Raw genomic sequence first — 14150 nt, 5'->3', positions numbered from 1 at the left:
GCGCATCGCCGAGGAACGCAGCACGCCAACAACGGCATGCTTCTGCGATATCCTAACACCCACTGAGAGCGCCAGCGCCCCGGCAGCCTAAACACGGGGAACCGCTCCGCCGGCCACGAGTCTGACGACCGAGCTTGCCTCGACACCCGCAAGGATAAAGATGCCCAACTTGATCGCCCGACGCCTTGCCCTGCTGCTAGTTCTGATGCTGCTGCCACTTGCCAGCCAGGCACAGTGGTTTTCATCGTCCAACTCCCGGGATTTCCTGCCGGTCCTCGAGGCCTTTCAGCCCCAGGCCTGGCACGATGGCGAAACCCTGTATGTGGGAGTCGAAGTCACCCCCGAACACTACCTCTATCGCCATCAGTTCAGCGTCGAATCCGACGCCGTGGCTTTGGGCGAGCCCGCGATCCCCCAGGGAGAGTTCACCAGCGACGAGTTTCTCGGCGACGTCTACGTCTTCCGCGACAACGTGGTCTTCCAGGTTCCCCTCGTTGAGAGTGCCAGCGGCGTCTTTCCGCTCACCGTCACCTTCCAGGGCTGCGCCGACGCCGGCCTATGCTATCCCCCGGAGCGGGTTGCCCTCGATGCGCCTGAACGCAGCGCGCCTCAGGCCTTCGCCGCCCTGGTCGGTGGTAACGGCAGCGCCTCGACAGGCTCGAGCGACGGCGGCGGTGGCACCGCTGCGGCTCCGGCCGCTCTCCAGAGCGAAGACGGTCGTTTCCAGCGCCTGATGAGTGATGCCAGCCTACCGTTGGCACTGGGTCTGTTCTTCCTGGCCGGCCTGGGGTTGACCTTCACGCCCTGCGTGCTGCCCATGGTGCCGATCCTCTCCTCGATCATTGTTGGCCAGAATGCCACACGCCCACGCGCCTTTGCGCTTTCCGCCAGCTATGTGGGTGGCATGGCGCTGACCTACGCCGTCGTCGGGGTGCTGATGGGCCTGTTCGGTGCCGGCCTCAACCTTCAGGCACGGCTGCAGTCGGCGCCGGTGCTGATCACCTTTGCCATTCTCTTTACCCTGTTCGCTCTGGCCATGTTCGGCGCCTTCGAGCTGCGCATGTCATCCCGACTTTCCGGGCGCATAGACGCGTGGCAGGCACGCGCTCAGCAGAGTGGCCCGGCGGGGCTAGCTCTGGCCGGAGCGCTGTCGGTGCTGGTGGTGTCTCCCTGCGTCTCCGCGCCCCTGGCCGGCGCACTGGTGTTCATCTCCACCACCGGCAACGCCTTGATGGGCGGCGCCGCACTCCTCGCCCTTGGGCTCGGCATGGGCCTGCCGCTGCTGCTGGTGGGCACCTTCGGCACCACCCTGCTGCCGCGCAGTGGCGCCTGGATGAACGGTGTGAAGATCGCCTTCGGCATCCTGATGCTGGGCGTGGCCGTCTGGCTGGTGGAACGCCTGCTGCCCCCGGCGGTGTCGCTGCTGCTGTGGGGGGCGCTGGCCATCGGCAGCGCCCTGGCCCTCGGCGCCATGTCGGTCAACCTGCCTCAGGGATGGCCGCGGGCACGACAGGCCGCAGGCCTGCTGCTGCTGGCCTGGGCACTGGCTCTGGTGCTGGGCGCAGCCAGCGGCGCCACCGATCCGATGCGTCCCCTGGCCAACCTGGGTGGCTCCGGCGGCACTGCCGCCGTGGAGCCCGCCGAAATCACCACCGTTGAGAGCCTCAATGAACTGCAGCGGGCGCTGGCCTCGGTGGGTGAAGGCCGGCCCGCCTTCGTTCATTTCACCGCCGACTGGTGCATCTCCTGCAAGCAGATGGAGCGTCAGGTCTATCCCGACCCGCGGGTAGCCGGACACCTCTCGGCCTTCGCTCGCATCAACGTGGACGTGACAGACACGGGAAGCGTCAGCCGCGAATTGCTCGACCATTTCGGCCTGTTCGGTCCGCCCAGCCTGCTGTTCTTCCAGGGCACCGAAGAGCTTCACGAGGCGCGTATCCTTGGAGAAGTGCGGGCGCCCGGACTGGCCTCTCATCTCGAAGGCGTGCTCGACTGGCTGGACGACAGGCAAAGCTGACCGGCACGGGTTTCGGCGCGATCGTCGTCAAACATCCGTTCAAATCCCTGCTTCGAACAGCGTTCTCCACGCCACTGGACATGCCTGCGGATTTTCGGCAAACTCTGCGCCTATCTACTTTCAATGCCATATGAGCGGCAAGAAACGCCATCTTGCCGCGATCTCTGGCAAGTTGGCCCGAGTTGACAGCGCCGCCCGGCCAGCCTTATTCACAGCACCCAAGCGATCGAGACAACGTCATGGATATCCGCAAGGTCAAGAAGCTGATCGAGCTGCTCGAAGAGTCCAACATCAGCGAAATCGAGATCCAAGAGGGCGAGGAGTCGGTACGCATCAGCCGACATCCCAACGGCACAAGCTGGCAGCCCACCATGCCCCAAGGCTATGCCGCCCAGACTCAGCTCGCCCCTGTGGCGCCTGCCAGCCCTGCTCCCGCTGAGGCCGATGAAGGCCCAGGCTATCAGGGCCAGGCCGTGACCTCGCCCATGGTAGGCACCTTCTATCGGAGCCCGGCGCCGGGCGGCAAGCCCTTCATCGAAGTAGGCTCCAGCGTGAAGAAGGGCGACACCGTGTGCATCGTCGAAGCCATGAAAATGATGAACCAGATCGAGGCCGATCGCGATGGCGTAGTTGAGGCTTTCCTGGTCGACGACGGCGAGCCGGTGGAATTCGATCAGCCGCTGCTGGTGCTCGGATAAGATCTCCGCGCTTTTTCATTCACCTGACACTGGCGGATTCCTCATGCTGGACAAGGTACTCATCGCCAATCGCGGCGAGATCGCCCTGCGCATTCTGCGCGCCTGCAAGGAGCTGGGCATCAAGACGGTGGCGGTTCATTCCAAGGCCGATCGCGAGCTGATGCACGTGCGCCTAGCCGACGAAGCCGTCTGCATAGGCCCAGCCTCTTCAGCCCAGTCCTATCTCAACATCCCGGCCTTGATCAGCGCCGCGGAGGTCACCGATTCCAGCGCCATTCACCCTGGCTACGGCTTCCTTTCCGAGAACGCCAACTTCGCCGAACAGGTCGAACGCTCCGGTTTCGCCTTCATCGGTCCGCGCCCAGAGACCATTCGCCTGATGGGCGACAAGGTCAGCGCGATCGAATCGATGAAAAAGGCCGGCGTGCCCACGGTGCCAGGTTCCGATGGCCCGTTGCCCGAAGATGACGAGGGCGAGATCGTCGCTGTGGCAAGGCGCATCGGCTACCCGGTGATCATCAAGGCGGCGGCTGGGGGCGGCGGTCGCGGCATGCGTGTAGTGCACACCGAGGCGCATCTGCTCTCTGCGGTCAATGTGACTCGCACCGAGGCGCACTCGTCGTTTGGCGACGGCACCGTCTACATGGAGAAGTACCTCGAGAACCCCCGCCATGTGGAGGTTCAGGTACTGGCCGACGGTCAGGGCAACGCCATCCACCTCTACGACCGCGACTGCTCCCTGCAGCGCCGCCACCAGAAGGTGATCGAGGAGGCGCCGGCGCCGGGCATCGACGAAGACGCTCGCGCCGAGGTGCTAGAGTCATGTCGCCAGGCGTGCATCACCATCGGCTATCGCGGAGCCGGCACTTTCGAGTTCCTCTACGAGGACGGCAAGTTCTTCTTCATCGAGATGAACACTCGCGTGCAGGTGGAACACCCGGTCACCGAGATGGTGACCGGCGTCGATATCGTCCGCGAGCAGCTGCGCATCGCCTCCGGACTGCCGCTGTCGCTCTCCCAGGAAGACGTCAAGCTTACCGGCCACGCCTTCGAGTGCCGCATCAACGCCGAGGACGCACGTACCTTCATGCCCTCCCCCGGCAAGGTGACCCTCTACCACCCACCGGGCGGTCTCGGGGTGCGCATGGACTCCCACATCTACACCGGCTACACGGTGCCGCCCCACTACGACTCCCTGATCGGCAAGCTGATCACCTGGGGCGCAAACCGTGAGACCGCTCTGATCCGCATGCGGGTCGCCCTGGACGAGCTGCTGGTAGAGGGCATCAAGACCAACATCGACCTGCACAAGGATCTAGTGCGCGACGGCTACTTCCAGCAGGGTGGTGTCAATATTCACTACCTGGAAAAGAAGCTGGGTCTCTAGGCCCGCGATATATTGCCTGCGGGGCGGCCCTGGCCGCCCCGCTTGCGTTGATGCCCCTTTCTCATCGGGAGATCCCCATGCCCTGGCTGCAACTCAAGGCCCATATCCCCCCCGAACAGGCTGAGACGCTCGAGGAGCTGCTGCTCAACGAGGGCGCCACCGCCATCACCCTTCAGGACGCCCATGATGATCCGGTGTTCGAACCAGAGCGCGGCAGCACGCCGCTGTGGAACGAGACGGTGCTCACCGGCCTCTATGACGACCTGGAGGGCGTCGATGCCATGCTCGACCGAGTTCGGCAGGCCTGGGCCGCTGAGCTATCCGATGAGTCCTGCCCCGAGATCGAAGTAGAACTGGTCGCCGACCGGGACTGGGAACGTGAGTGGATGGATGACTTCCAACCCATGCAAATGGGCGAGCGGCTATGGATCGTACCGAGCTGGCACGAACCGCCGGTGCCAGGCGCGGTGAACCTGCAACTGGATCCGGGCCTGGCCTTCGGAACCGGCACCCACCCCACCACGTCGCTGTGCCTTGCCTGGTTCGACGGTCTCTCGGTTACCGAGGCCCTCGACAATCAATCCGTGTTGGACATCGGGACCGGCTCCGGCATTCTGGCCATCGCCGCCCTGAAACTCGGCGCCGCCCGCGCGGTAGGCACCGACATCGACCCCCAGGCCCTTCAAGCCAGCCGCGACAACGCCGAGCGCAACGACATCGCCGAGGCAGACTTCCGACTCTGCTACCCCGAGCAGCTCGACGACGCCGAGACCTTCCCTTTCGTCGTGGCCAATATCCTCGCCGGCCCGCTGGTCGAACTGGCGCCGATGATCGTCGGCCACCTCGCCCCCGGCGGGCGCCTGGCACTCTCCGGCATCCTCGCCGCCCAGGCCGAAGAGGTGCTCGACGCCTACCGCGACCAGGGCCTGCGCATGGACGAGCCCATGATCAGCGAAGGCTGGGCACGTTTGACCGGCCGCCGACCGACCGAGACCTAGGCGCGACCCTTCACCACTTCACCCTATACGACCAGGGGCGTATGATATGTCCCCCCTTTGCCAGCGTCGTTCGCCATCATGCCCGATACCCGCTCGCCCCTGCCTCGCATCGGAGATCACCCCCTGCTCAACCGGGTGATCCTGGCGCCGATGGCCGGCGTCACCGACCGTCCCTTCCGCCAGCTTTGCCGGCGACTGGGCGCCGGACTGGTGGTGGGCGAGATGGTGACCTCGGACTCCAGCCTGTGGCACACACGCAAGTCGCAGCTGCGCATGGACCACCGTGGCGAACCCGGGCCTCGCACCGTGCAGATCGCCGGTGGTGACGCCAAAATGCTGGCAAGGGCGGCGCGGCTCAACGCCGACCAGGGCGCCGAGATCATCGATATCAACATGGGCTGCCCGGCCAAGAAGGTATGCAACAAGGCCGCAGGCTCCGCGCTGCTGCGCGACGAGGCCCTGGTGGCCGAGATCCTCGAGGCGGTGGTGGCCTCAGTGGACGTGCCGGTGACCCTCAAGATCCGCACCGGCTGGTGTGCCGACAGCAATAACGGCTTGCGCATCGCTCGCCTGGCCGAGGCCGCCGGCATACAGGCATTGGCCGTGCACGGCCGCCACCGCCAGCAGCGCTATACCGGCAGTGCCGAGTACGACACCATCGCCGCGATCAAGGCGGCGGTGGGCATTCCGGTATTCGCCAACGGCGACATCGACTCGCCGGAGAAAGCTGCCGCCGTCCTCGACTATACTGGGGCAGATGCGGTGATGGTGGGCCGCGGCGCCCAGGGCAACCCTTGGATCTTCCGCGAGATCGACCACTATCTTCGCCATGGGGAGCGCCTGGCGCCCCCGGCCGATGATGAGCGCGCAGCCGCGCTGCGCGACCACCTCACGGCCCTTCACGACTTTTATGGTGAGCACATGGGCGTTCGCATCGCGCGCAAGCACGTTGGCTGGTATCTAGCCGATGACAACCGCCTGACGGCGGAGACCGAGCGCGAACTCAAGGCCACCTTCAACGGCCTCGAGAACGCCACCGCCCAACATCGCTTCATCGACGACTGCTTTCGTCACGCCTGTCCGTTGGCCGATGCGCCGAAGAGCGTGACGTCGAAAGGAATCCGAGCCGCATGACCAGCCAAGCCTTTCCCCCGAACCCCGAGATGCCTGGACACCACCAGGAACTCACCGGGTTGGACGGCGAACACCCGCAGGCGCTCGACGAATCCGTTGGCCAGCGACCGCTGCGCGAAGCGGTGGACCTCGCCATGCGCCGCTATTTTGCCCATCTCGATGGCGGCGAGGTTACCGGGCTCTTCGCCATGGTGATGACCGAAGTCGAGGCACCGCTGCTCGCCGCCGTGCTCGAACACACCCAGGGCAACCAGACCCGCGCCGCCGAAATGCTCGGCCTCAATCGTGGCACCCTGCGCAAGAAGCTCAAGCAGTACGACCTGATCTGAACGTTCACGAAGGCAGCCTGAGGGCTCCCTTCCGCATGTCAAGCGCATGCCCACCGGATTCTTCGTCCCACCCGTCAGCAGAGAGTGACTCCCATGGTTCAAGCCTCCCCCCCCCCGGTCCGCCGCGCCCTGATCAGCGTCTCGGACAAGACCGGCATCGTCGACTTCGCCCGCGGCCTCAGCAAACGTAGCGTCGAACTGCTCTCTACCGGCGGCACCTTCCGCCTACTTCAGGAGAGCAACATTGCCGTCACCGAGGTGTCTGAACACACCGGCTTCCCGGAGATCATGGACGGCCGAGTCAAGACCCTGCACCCCAAGATCCACGGCGGCATTCTCGGTCGCCGGGGCCAGGACGACGCGGTGATGGCCGAGCACGATATCGCGCCCATCGACATGGTGGTGGTCAACCTCTACCCCTTCGCCCAGACCGTGGCCAGGCCCGACTGCACCCTCGAGGATGCCATCGAGAACATCGATATTGGCGGCCCCACCATGGTGCGCGCCTGCGCCAAGAACCATGCCCACACTACCATCGTGGTAGACGTCGACGACTACGCCCGGGTACTGGGTGAGATCGACGCCCAGGAAGGCGCGGTGTCTGATGCCACCCGCTTCGACCTGGCCGTAAAGGCTTTCGAGCACACCGCCGGCTACGACGCCGCCATCGCCGACTACCTGGGCCAGCGAGTCCCCGGCGGCGAGGACGGCTTCCCACGCACCTACAACCTGCAATTCGAGAAGAAGCAAGCGATGCGCTATGGCGAGAACCCGCATCAGAATGCGGCCTTCTATATCGAGGCCGGCGCCAGCGAGGCCAGCGTAGCCACCGCCAGCCAGCTGCAGGGCAAGGCGCTCTCATTCAACAATGTGGCCGACACCGACGCCGCCTTCGAATGCGTCAAGGCCTTCACCGACACCGCCTGCGTGATCGTCAAGCACGCCAACCCCTGTGGCGCGGCGGTAGGTGCCAGCGCCCTGGAGGCCTACGACAAGGCCTTTGCCACCGACCCCACTAGCGCCTTCGGCGGCATCATCGCCTTCAACGTGCCGCTGGAGGCCGAGACCGCCCGCGCCATCATCGACCGCCAGTTCGTCGAGGTGATCATCGCCCCCGGGGTCGAGGCCGAGGCGGCCGAGATCGTCGCCGAAAAGAAGAACGTGCGTCTACTCGACGTCGGCGCTCACTGGCCCGGTGAGCGTGAGCGCGCCCACGACTTCAAGCGCATCACCGGCGGCCTGCTGGTGCAGGACCGAGACCTGGGCATGGTAGGCCGCGACGACCTCACCGTGGTCAGCGAGCGGGTTCCTACCGAGCAGGAGCTGCGTGATCTGGCGTTCGCCTGGAAGGTAGCCAAGCACGTCAAGTCCAACGCCATCGTCTATGCCAAGAATGGCCAGACCATCGGCGTGGGTGCCGGCCAGATGAGCCGCGTCTACTCGGCGAAGATCGCCGGCATCAAGGCCGCCGATGAAGGCCTCTCGGTGCCCGGCTCGGTGATGGCCAGCGATGCTTTCTTCCCCTTCCGTGACGGCATCGATGCCGCCGCCGCCGCGGGCATCGCCGCCGTCATCCAGCCTGGCGGCTCGATGCGCGACCAGGAGGTGATTGACGCCGCCAACGAAGCCGGTATCGCCATGGTATTCACCGGCATGCGCCACTTCCGCCACTGACGCCGGCGACCCCGCGTGAGTAGCCACAAAAAACCCGCCGAGGAGATACTCCTCGGCGGGTTTTTCAGTTCCTGACCCCGCATCCTATAAGGGGAAAACAGGCCAAATGGCTGTCAGCCCAGGTCGATGCAGAGGTACTTGGTCTCGAGATACTCCTCCAGGCCCTGGTGGCCACCCTCGCGGCCGAGGCCTGACGCCTTGACCCCGCCGAAAGGCGCGGCGGCATTGGAGATGATGCCGGTATTGATACCCACCATACCGTACTCCAGGGCATCGGCGACGCGCCAAACGCGGCCCAGGTCCCGAGAGTAGAAGTAGGCAGCGAGGCCATACTCGGTATCATTGGCCATCTCCACCGCGCTCTCCTCGTCGTCGAAGGGGAAAACCGCTGCCAGCGGACCGAAGGTCTCCTCCTTGGCTACCTTCATGCTGGCATTGGCGAAGCTGATCAGGGTCGGGGTAAAGAAACTGCCACCCAGGGGGTGCGGATGGCCGCCCATCAGCAACTCGGCGCCCTTGTCCACGGCATCCTGAACATGCTCGCTAACCTTGGCCACCGCGTTGTCGTCGATCAGCGGGCCGATATTGATACCGGGCTTGGTGCCGTCGCCCACCTTGAGTTCGCTGTGCATGGCCACCGCGAGCTTTTCGCAGAAAGCATTGACCACGCTGGACTGAACCAGGAAGCGATTGGTACAGACGCATGTCTGACCGGCATTGCGAAACTTGGCGGCCATGGCACCTTCCACCGCCGCGTCCAGGTCGGCATCCTCGAAGACGATAAAGGGCGCGTTGCCACCAAGCTCCAGGGAGATCTTCTGGATATGCTGGGCGGCATTGGCCATCAGCTCGCGACCCACCTCAGTGGAGCCGGTGAAGGTAATCTTACGGACTAGCGGGGACTCGGTCATGGCCGCAGCGATCTCGCTGGCACGGCCGGGGACCACGTTGAAGACACCGCGGGGGACCCCGGCGCGCTCGGCCAGCAGCGCCAGCGCCGTGGCGGAGAAAGGGGTCTGGCTGGCCGGCTTGCACACAATGGTGCAGCCGGCCGCCAACGCGGCACCCGCCTTTCGGGTAATCATCGCCGCCGGGAAGTTCCAGGGGGTAATGGCTCCAACCACGCCCACCGGCTGTTTGGTGACAAGAAGACGCTGGTTGGGCTTGGCAGCTGGGATGGTCTCGCCATAAACACGCCTGGCCTCCTCGGCGAACCAGCGCAGGAAGCTTGCTGCGTAGGCAATCTCGCCGGCCGCCTCCTTGAGCGGCTTACCCTGCTCAAAGGTCATGATCATGGCCAAGTCGTTCTGATGCTCGAGCATCAAGTCGTGCCACTTCATCAAAATGTCGGCCCGCTCCTGAGCGGTCAACGCCTTCCAGGCCGGCAGGGCGGCATGGGCGGCCTGAATGGCACGCTCGGTCTCGGCGCGCCCCAGACGCGGCACATCGCCCATGGGCTTGCCGGTAGCCGGATTGAGCACCTGGATCTGCTCGCCGCTATCGGCGGCGACCCAGCTGCCGTCGATATAGGCAAAAGGGCAGTAGAGCTGAGTTTCCTTGAGGGCTTCCATGGGGATCTCCTAGGGGCAAGGCGGTGTTGTTATAAAGGCGGCAGGGCGCGGCCAGTTGGCAAGGCAGATTCTAGGATACGGGACCTTGGCTGGCCTGCGCTATGTCTCTATGAGAGTTCGTCATCAGAGTTCGTCATCAGAGTTCGTCATCAGAGTTCGTCAATGGCGTTTTCGTCTTCCGCAGGCACCATCGGCGCTTCATTGGACATCCGCTGCTCTTCATCAGACGTCGTGAACTGGGCAGGCGGCTCCAGCATGGCGGTCATCAAGGCGAGGATCAGCACCAGAGCGATGGCCAGCCAGCAGAAGGCGCGGCCAATGTAACGAGATGGATCGCGGCGAATCTGGCGAAGACCGATCAGTGCCATGACCGCGACAGCCATGTTGAGGGGGACCAATGCCCCCTGAAACAACAAGGCAAATAAGGCTCCGACCATGGCACCCATGGCCCAAGGGGAATAGCGGCGCCGGGCAGGCGTCGGGGTTTGATTATCGACGTTCAAGATGACTCCCGATCGATCAATGTGATGAGGCCAGTCATATGCTAAGCGCAAAAACCCCGCCACTCAAAGCGACGGGGCCTCACGAAAGCTCACCGTTGGTCGTTCAAGCGTTGCGACGTGGCTCACGGCTGGCGGACAGGGTAATCGAAACCGAGTCGGCAAAACGAAGCGCATGGGGCTTGTCGATCTCCACCTGGGCCGTAAGCACAGGTTCATGCCCCATGATGAGGTCAAGGACTTCTCGGGTCATTCGTTCGAGCAGCAAGAAACGGTTACCCTCCACATGGGCAATCACCTCTTTGGTAATGGTGCGGTAGTTGAGGGCCTGTTCAATATGGTTGAAGACCACCGCCTTGTCGGCATGATAGCGAATCACCACATTGATTATCACGTCCTGGCGATTCTTTATCTCCTCCTCCTTGATCCCTATATGGGTGCGCAGGCGAAGGTTCTTGATACGAATGGTGGCCAGATCATGATCGAAGTGCTGATCATCGATGGCGTGCATCGGCATGGCCTTTCTCCTTGGCGTGATAGCCTCAGCGTCCGTTGACCAGGGTCAGGAACTCGTGACGAGTGGAAGGGTTGTCGCGGAAGGCGCCCAACATGACCGAGGACGTCATGCTCGAATTCTGCTTTTCTACTCCCCGCATCATCATGCAGAGGTGTTTGGCCTCCACCACCACCGCTACGCCTCGGGCGTCGGTCACCTGCTGCACCGCTTCAGCGATCTGGCGAGTCAGGTTTTCCTGTATCTGCATGCGGCGAGCAAACATGTCGACAATGCGCGCGAACTTGGAAAGACCCAATACCTTGCCGCTGGGCAGATAGCCGATGTGACACTTGCCGATGAAAGGTAGCAGATGGTGTTCGCACATGGAGTAGAGTTCAATATCCTTGACAAGCACTATCTCATCGGTTTCGGACTCAAATACCGCACCGTTGACAATCTCTTCCAGAGACTGCAGGTACCCATGGTTCAAGAATTGCATAGCCTTGGCAGCACGCTTGGGCGTATCACGCAGGCCCTCTCTTTCCGGATTCTCGCCGAGAGCAATCAGTATCTGCCGGTAGTGGTTGGCGATTTCTTCGGTCATCGTCGGGCCCATCCTGGTCGTTTTACATGTACAGAAGATATACATGAAATCGATTATGTACAACCTAGTTTGTCTTGACTTCGCATTCTAGCGCAAGCTGCACGGCGGCGCAGGTCCGTCACGTGACAACCTGACGCACCCTGCAGACCCTGTGAACAGGAGGGCTCTTCTCCCCTGTGCTAAAATCGTCCCTTCCATGCAGTGCACGACTTCTGCCGAGAGCTCGACATGACCAAGACACCTACGATTCTGCTGCTGGCCGCCCTGTTCACTCCGTCTCTGGCGCTGGCCGCGACCCTGGAATTGCCCACTGAGACACGTCTCCAAGTACAGGTGATCGATTCGCTTTTCCTGAATGAGAACGAATCACGTCTCGACGATATCTTGATACGCCCGGCCGCCAGCGCCCAGGGTTCCCACGAACTTCCGAGCCACTGCGTCATGGTGGGCGATGCTCTGATCGATGGAGAGCGAGTGCGCATCACAACCAAATCCGTGACCTGTATCGCGACCCAAGGCAGTGAGAGTGAGATCTACAGCGGTGACATCTCGGCGGCAGCTTATGATGAAGATGGCAGCTTCGGCATTGCCGCCTGCGAAGGCTCACGCTGCGAGATTACCCCCGAGCAAATCTTCGAACTGCGCCTGGCAAGTGACCTGGTCATCGAAGAGCAGGAAAATACTTCCGAGCAGATCAATATTCAGCGTCGTCAGCTCGATGATGGCGAAGCTGCCGCCCCGTCCCCCACCGAATAACTGTTTCACGACCAGACGTCGCAGTGTTCCCCGTTGTCAAAGCCCCCTCCGAGGGGGCCTTGGCAACCCGGTTTTCAAGGGTCAGGACAGCCAGCGAGGATCACGCTCCAGTATCTGTCTTTGCTGCTCCAGTGAGCGGATCTGACCGTCCCAGTAGCCCTCATCGGCCAGCCAGGGAAACGCTGCTGGAAAGGCCGGATCCTCCCAGCGAGCCACCAACCAGGCGCTGTGGCGCAACAAACGTAAGGCGCGCAGGGGCTCCATCAAGGAAAGCTCACTGCGGTCAAAATCGCGCTGCTCCTCATACCCTTCCATCACCTCCGATAGTTGCATGTGGCGCTCCTCGGGCTGGTCCGCGGTAATCAGCATCCACAGATCCTGTACTGCCGGAGCCATCAGACAGTCATCGAAGTCCACCAGCGCAAAGTGCTCGTCGCGCCCCAGGATATTGCCGATATGGCAGTCGCCGTGGACGCGGATCGCCCGATCGGCGGGCCAGGCGGAATCTGCCAGCCGTTCGTGGAGCGCATCGGTGATACGCGCATAGGCATCACGCTGACGACGACCTAGCCAGGAACTGGCTAGCACTCGCTCACGTGCCTCTCGAACCATCTCATCCAAGTCCATGGCGCCACGATGAACAAAACAGCCGCGCTCGCCCACGGCATGAACGGCGCCGATCAGTTCGCCGAGGGCAAAAAGATGCGCCGGGTTCTCCAGTTCCGGGGCCTGGCCAGGCAGGCAGGGAAAAAGCGAGAAGCGAAAGCCCTCCGCACGATGAAGGCTTGTGCCCTCGGCATCGCGCCAGGGAGCCGCCACCGCCACACCGGCCGCCACCAGCTCGGCCAGGAAATCGTGCTCCTCCTGAATCCGCTCATCGCTCCAGCGCTCCGGGCGGTAAAACTTTACCACCCAGCGTCGACGATCCTCGTCATGCACCAAATAGACCCGATTCTCGTAACTGTTGAGGGTAAAGGGTTCACCCGGCAGCCAGAAGCCCAGCGATTCCACCGCCGCCACCACCCGAGCGGGAGAGAGGGTGGCAAAGGGATGAGGCGAAATTTCCATTGGGACAGTCCCGGCAGTAAAACCCACATGCTAACAGAGCCGTCGGCTTTCAAGGCTATTGCCGATAGCGTCCAACGCTCGGGCTGATCTGTCGGAAACGCGCAAGCCTCCCTCGCTTTTCGTAACGGCGAGAGCCCTACGTCAGCTTTCCTGCAGCGGCGTACGCGCTATCGCCCAAGCCTCGACCTCTCCAGCGCCGGCCGCAAGGCAGGCCACGGCCAGGGACCCCAGAGTCGCTCCTGTCGTCATCACGTCGTCCACCAGCACCACCCGTTGCGGTAGCGCCGCCTCGATCACGAAGGCGCCACTCAGATTACGGCGCCGCTCGTCGCGGTCCAGCCCACGCTGGGTCGGCGTATCGCGGCGACGCTGAGCCCGCACCAGCGGCAATTCGAGACGGCGAGCCAGACGCCGCGCCAGCCACTCTCCCTGGTCGAAGCCGCGTTCCCGTGCGCGCCGGGGATGCAGCGGCACCGGCACGAGCGCTTCCGGCCAGGCCAGCGCCGTCTCGGGCAGTCCGGCTTCCAGCAGCGCCAGCAACACCGCCCCGGCCCGGGGTGAGGCCTCGAACTTGAAGCGCTGCACCAGACGAGCCACCTCCTGCTCGTAGCGCAGCGGCACTCGGCTGCATTCGAAGGACGGCGGGTGGCGCAGGCAGCGGCCACATAGCCTCGCCTCGGGCCGCCCGGGCAAGGGCTCTGCACATCGCGGACAGGCCGGCAGGTTCCAGGGCAGCGCGACGAAGCAGTCCTTGCACCAGGGGCGCTCCCTGTCGGTTATCCCCAGACAGAAAACACAGCGTCCGGGCAGCTGACGGCGGAGAAAATGGTCAACTTTTATGCTCACTCGGGTTGACAAAACCCGCCACTGGGATAGGCTTCCCGTCAACTTGTCTATGACATCAAAGTTTACCATAAG

Annotated in this window: 14 protein-coding genes; 8 read left to right on the top strand and 6 right to left on the bottom strand. The window is 63.3% G+C overall.

Annotation, left to right across the window (positions count from 1 at the left end; genetic code table 11):
* The first annotated feature begins 160 nt into the window (after positions 1-160).
* The 7 genes from dsbD (at position 161) to purH (ending at position 8237) form a co-directional block, all read left to right on the top strand.
* Positions 161-2017 (top strand): protein-disulfide reductase DsbD, encoded by a 1857-nt coding sequence (gene dsbD / locus ACFODV_RS05680; RefSeq protein ID WP_379755963.1) that lies wholly within the window; start codon positions 161-163, stop codon positions 2015-2017.
* Between the two features lie 239 nt (positions 2018-2256).
* A complete protein-coding gene (accB, locus tag ACFODV_RS05675; protein ID WP_379755960.1) occupies positions 2257-2715 on the top strand; it encodes an acetyl-CoA carboxylase biotin carboxyl carrier protein in 459 nt (152 codons plus the stop codon).
* Between the two features lie 43 nt (positions 2716-2758).
* The gene (accC, locus tag ACFODV_RS05670; RefSeq protein ID WP_379755958.1) at positions 2759-4102 is read left to right on the top strand and encodes an acetyl-CoA carboxylase biotin carboxylase subunit; all 1344 of its coding nucleotides are present in this window, start codon (positions 2759-2761) and stop codon (positions 4100-4102) included.
* 77 nt (positions 4103-4179) lie between these two features.
* A complete protein-coding gene (gene prmA, locus ACFODV_RS05665) occupies positions 4180-5100 on the top strand; it encodes a 50S ribosomal protein L11 methyltransferase (RefSeq protein WP_379755955.1) in 921 nt (306 codons plus the stop codon).
* A gap of 78 nt (positions 5101-5178) precedes the next feature.
* Positions 5179-6234, top strand: a complete 1056-nt coding sequence (gene dusB, locus ACFODV_RS05660; RefSeq protein ID WP_379755952.1) for a tRNA dihydrouridine synthase DusB — start codon at positions 5179-5181, stop codon at positions 6232-6234.
* Positions 6231-6563, top strand: coding sequence for a DNA-binding transcriptional regulator Fis (gene fis, locus ACFODV_RS05655; RefSeq protein WP_379755949.1), 333 nt, complete (start codon positions 6231-6233; stop codon positions 6561-6563). Before dusB ends, fis begins: the two co-directional genes overlap by 4 nt.
* Before the next feature lie 93 nt (positions 6564-6656).
* Complete coding sequence (purH, locus tag ACFODV_RS05650; protein WP_379755946.1) at positions 6657-8237, top strand: bifunctional phosphoribosylaminoimidazolecarboxamide formyltransferase/IMP cyclohydrolase; 1581 nt, start codon at positions 6657-6659, stop codon at positions 8235-8237.
* A gap of 113 nt (positions 8238-8350) precedes the next feature.
* Here the strand turns inward: purH and ACFODV_RS05645 are convergent, their stop codons facing one another.
* The 4 genes from ACFODV_RS05645 to folE form a co-directional block, all read right to left on the bottom strand.
* Positions 8351-9808, bottom strand: a complete 1458-nt coding sequence (locus tag ACFODV_RS05645; protein WP_379755943.1) for an NAD-dependent succinate-semialdehyde dehydrogenase — start codon at positions 9806-9808, stop codon at positions 8351-8353.
* Positions 9809-9957: 149 nt separating this feature from the next.
* Positions 9958-10311, bottom strand: coding sequence for a hypothetical protein (locus ACFODV_RS05640; protein WP_379755940.1), 354 nt, complete (start codon positions 10309-10311; stop codon positions 9958-9960).
* 103 nt (positions 10312-10414) lie between these two features.
* Entirely contained in the window at positions 10415-10825 is a 411-nt protein-coding gene (gene folX, locus ACFODV_RS05635) for a dihydroneopterin triphosphate 2'-epimerase (RefSeq protein ID WP_379755937.1), read from the bottom strand.
* A 25-nt stretch (positions 10826-10850) separates the two neighbouring features.
* On the bottom strand, positions 10851-11408 hold the full coding sequence (folE, locus tag ACFODV_RS05630; RefSeq protein ID WP_379755934.1) for a GTP cyclohydrolase I FolE: 558 nt from the start codon (positions 11406-11408) through the stop codon (positions 10851-10853).
* Positions 11409-11636: 228 nt separating this feature from the next.
* On the opposite strand from folE, the gene ACFODV_RS05625 reads away from it, so the two are divergent.
* Positions 11637-12164, top strand: coding sequence for a hypothetical protein (locus ACFODV_RS05625; RefSeq protein ID WP_379755931.1), 528 nt, complete (start codon positions 11637-11639; stop codon positions 12162-12164).
* Between the two features lie 81 nt (positions 12165-12245).
* Here ACFODV_RS05625 and ACFODV_RS05620 read toward each other — a convergent pair whose 3' ends face one another.
* A complete protein-coding gene (locus ACFODV_RS05620; protein WP_379755928.1) occupies positions 12246-13232 on the bottom strand; it encodes a serine/threonine protein kinase in 987 nt (328 codons plus the stop codon).
* Between the two features lie 141 nt (positions 13233-13373).
* A complete protein-coding gene (locus ACFODV_RS05615) occupies positions 13374-14147 on the bottom strand; it encodes a ComF family protein (protein ID WP_379755925.1) in 774 nt (257 codons plus the stop codon).
* Positions 14148-14150: the final 3 nt, after the last annotated feature.

The sequence above is a fragment of the Halomonas tibetensis genome, from assembly GCF_042643535.1.
GTDB classification, from domain to species: domain Bacteria; phylum Pseudomonadota; class Gammaproteobacteria; order Pseudomonadales; family Halomonadaceae; genus Halomonas; species Halomonas tibetensis.
The sequence above is the reverse complement of the archived record's forward strand: the minus strand, read 5'-3'. Positions and strand labels throughout refer to the sequence as shown.

Excerpts from the sequence above, each read along its gene's own strand:
- dsbD (WP_379755963.1), top strand. The coding sequence starts at position 161 with ATGCCCAACTTGATCGCCCGACGCCTTGCCCTGCTGCTAGTTCTGATG.
- accB (WP_379755960.1), top strand. The coding sequence starts at position 2,257 with ATGGATATCCGCAAGGTCAAGAAGCTGATCGAGCTGCTCGAAGAGTCC.
- accC (WP_379755958.1), top strand. The coding sequence starts at position 2,759 with ATGCTGGACAAGGTACTCATCGCCAATCGCGGCGAGATCGCCCTGCGC.
- prmA (WP_379755955.1), top strand. The coding sequence starts at position 4,180 with ATGCCCTGGCTGCAACTCAAGGCCCATATCCCCCCCGAACAGGCTGAG.
- dusB (WP_379755952.1), top strand. The coding sequence starts at position 5,179 with ATGCCCGATACCCGCTCGCCCCTGCCTCGCATCGGAGATCACCCCCTG.
- fis (WP_379755949.1), top strand. The coding sequence starts at position 6,231 with ATGACCAGCCAAGCCTTTCCCCCGAACCCCGAGATGCCTGGACACCAC.
- purH (WP_379755946.1), top strand. The coding sequence starts at position 6,657 with ATGGTTCAAGCCTCCCCCCCCCCGGTCCGCCGCGCCCTGATCAGCGTC.
- ACFODV_RS05645 (WP_379755943.1), bottom strand. The coding sequence starts at position 9,808 with ATGGAAGCCCTCAAGGAAACTCAGCTCTACTGCCCTTTTGCCTATATC.
- folX (WP_379755937.1), bottom strand. The coding sequence starts at position 10,825 with ATGCCGATGCACGCCATCGATGATCAGCACTTCGATCATGATCTGGCC.
- folE (WP_379755934.1), bottom strand. The coding sequence starts at position 11,408 with ATGACCGAAGAAATCGCCAACCACTACCGGCAGATACTGATTGCTCTC.
- ACFODV_RS05625 (WP_379755931.1), top strand. The coding sequence starts at position 11,637 with ATGACCAAGACACCTACGATTCTGCTGCTGGCCGCCCTGTTCACTCCG.
- ACFODV_RS05620 (WP_379755928.1), bottom strand. The coding sequence starts at position 13,232 with ATGGAAATTTCGCCTCATCCCTTTGCCACCCTCTCTCCCGCTCGGGTG.
- ACFODV_RS05615 (WP_379755925.1), bottom strand. The coding sequence starts at position 14,147 with ATGGTAAACTTTGATGTCATAGACAAGTTGACGGGAAGCCTATCCCAG.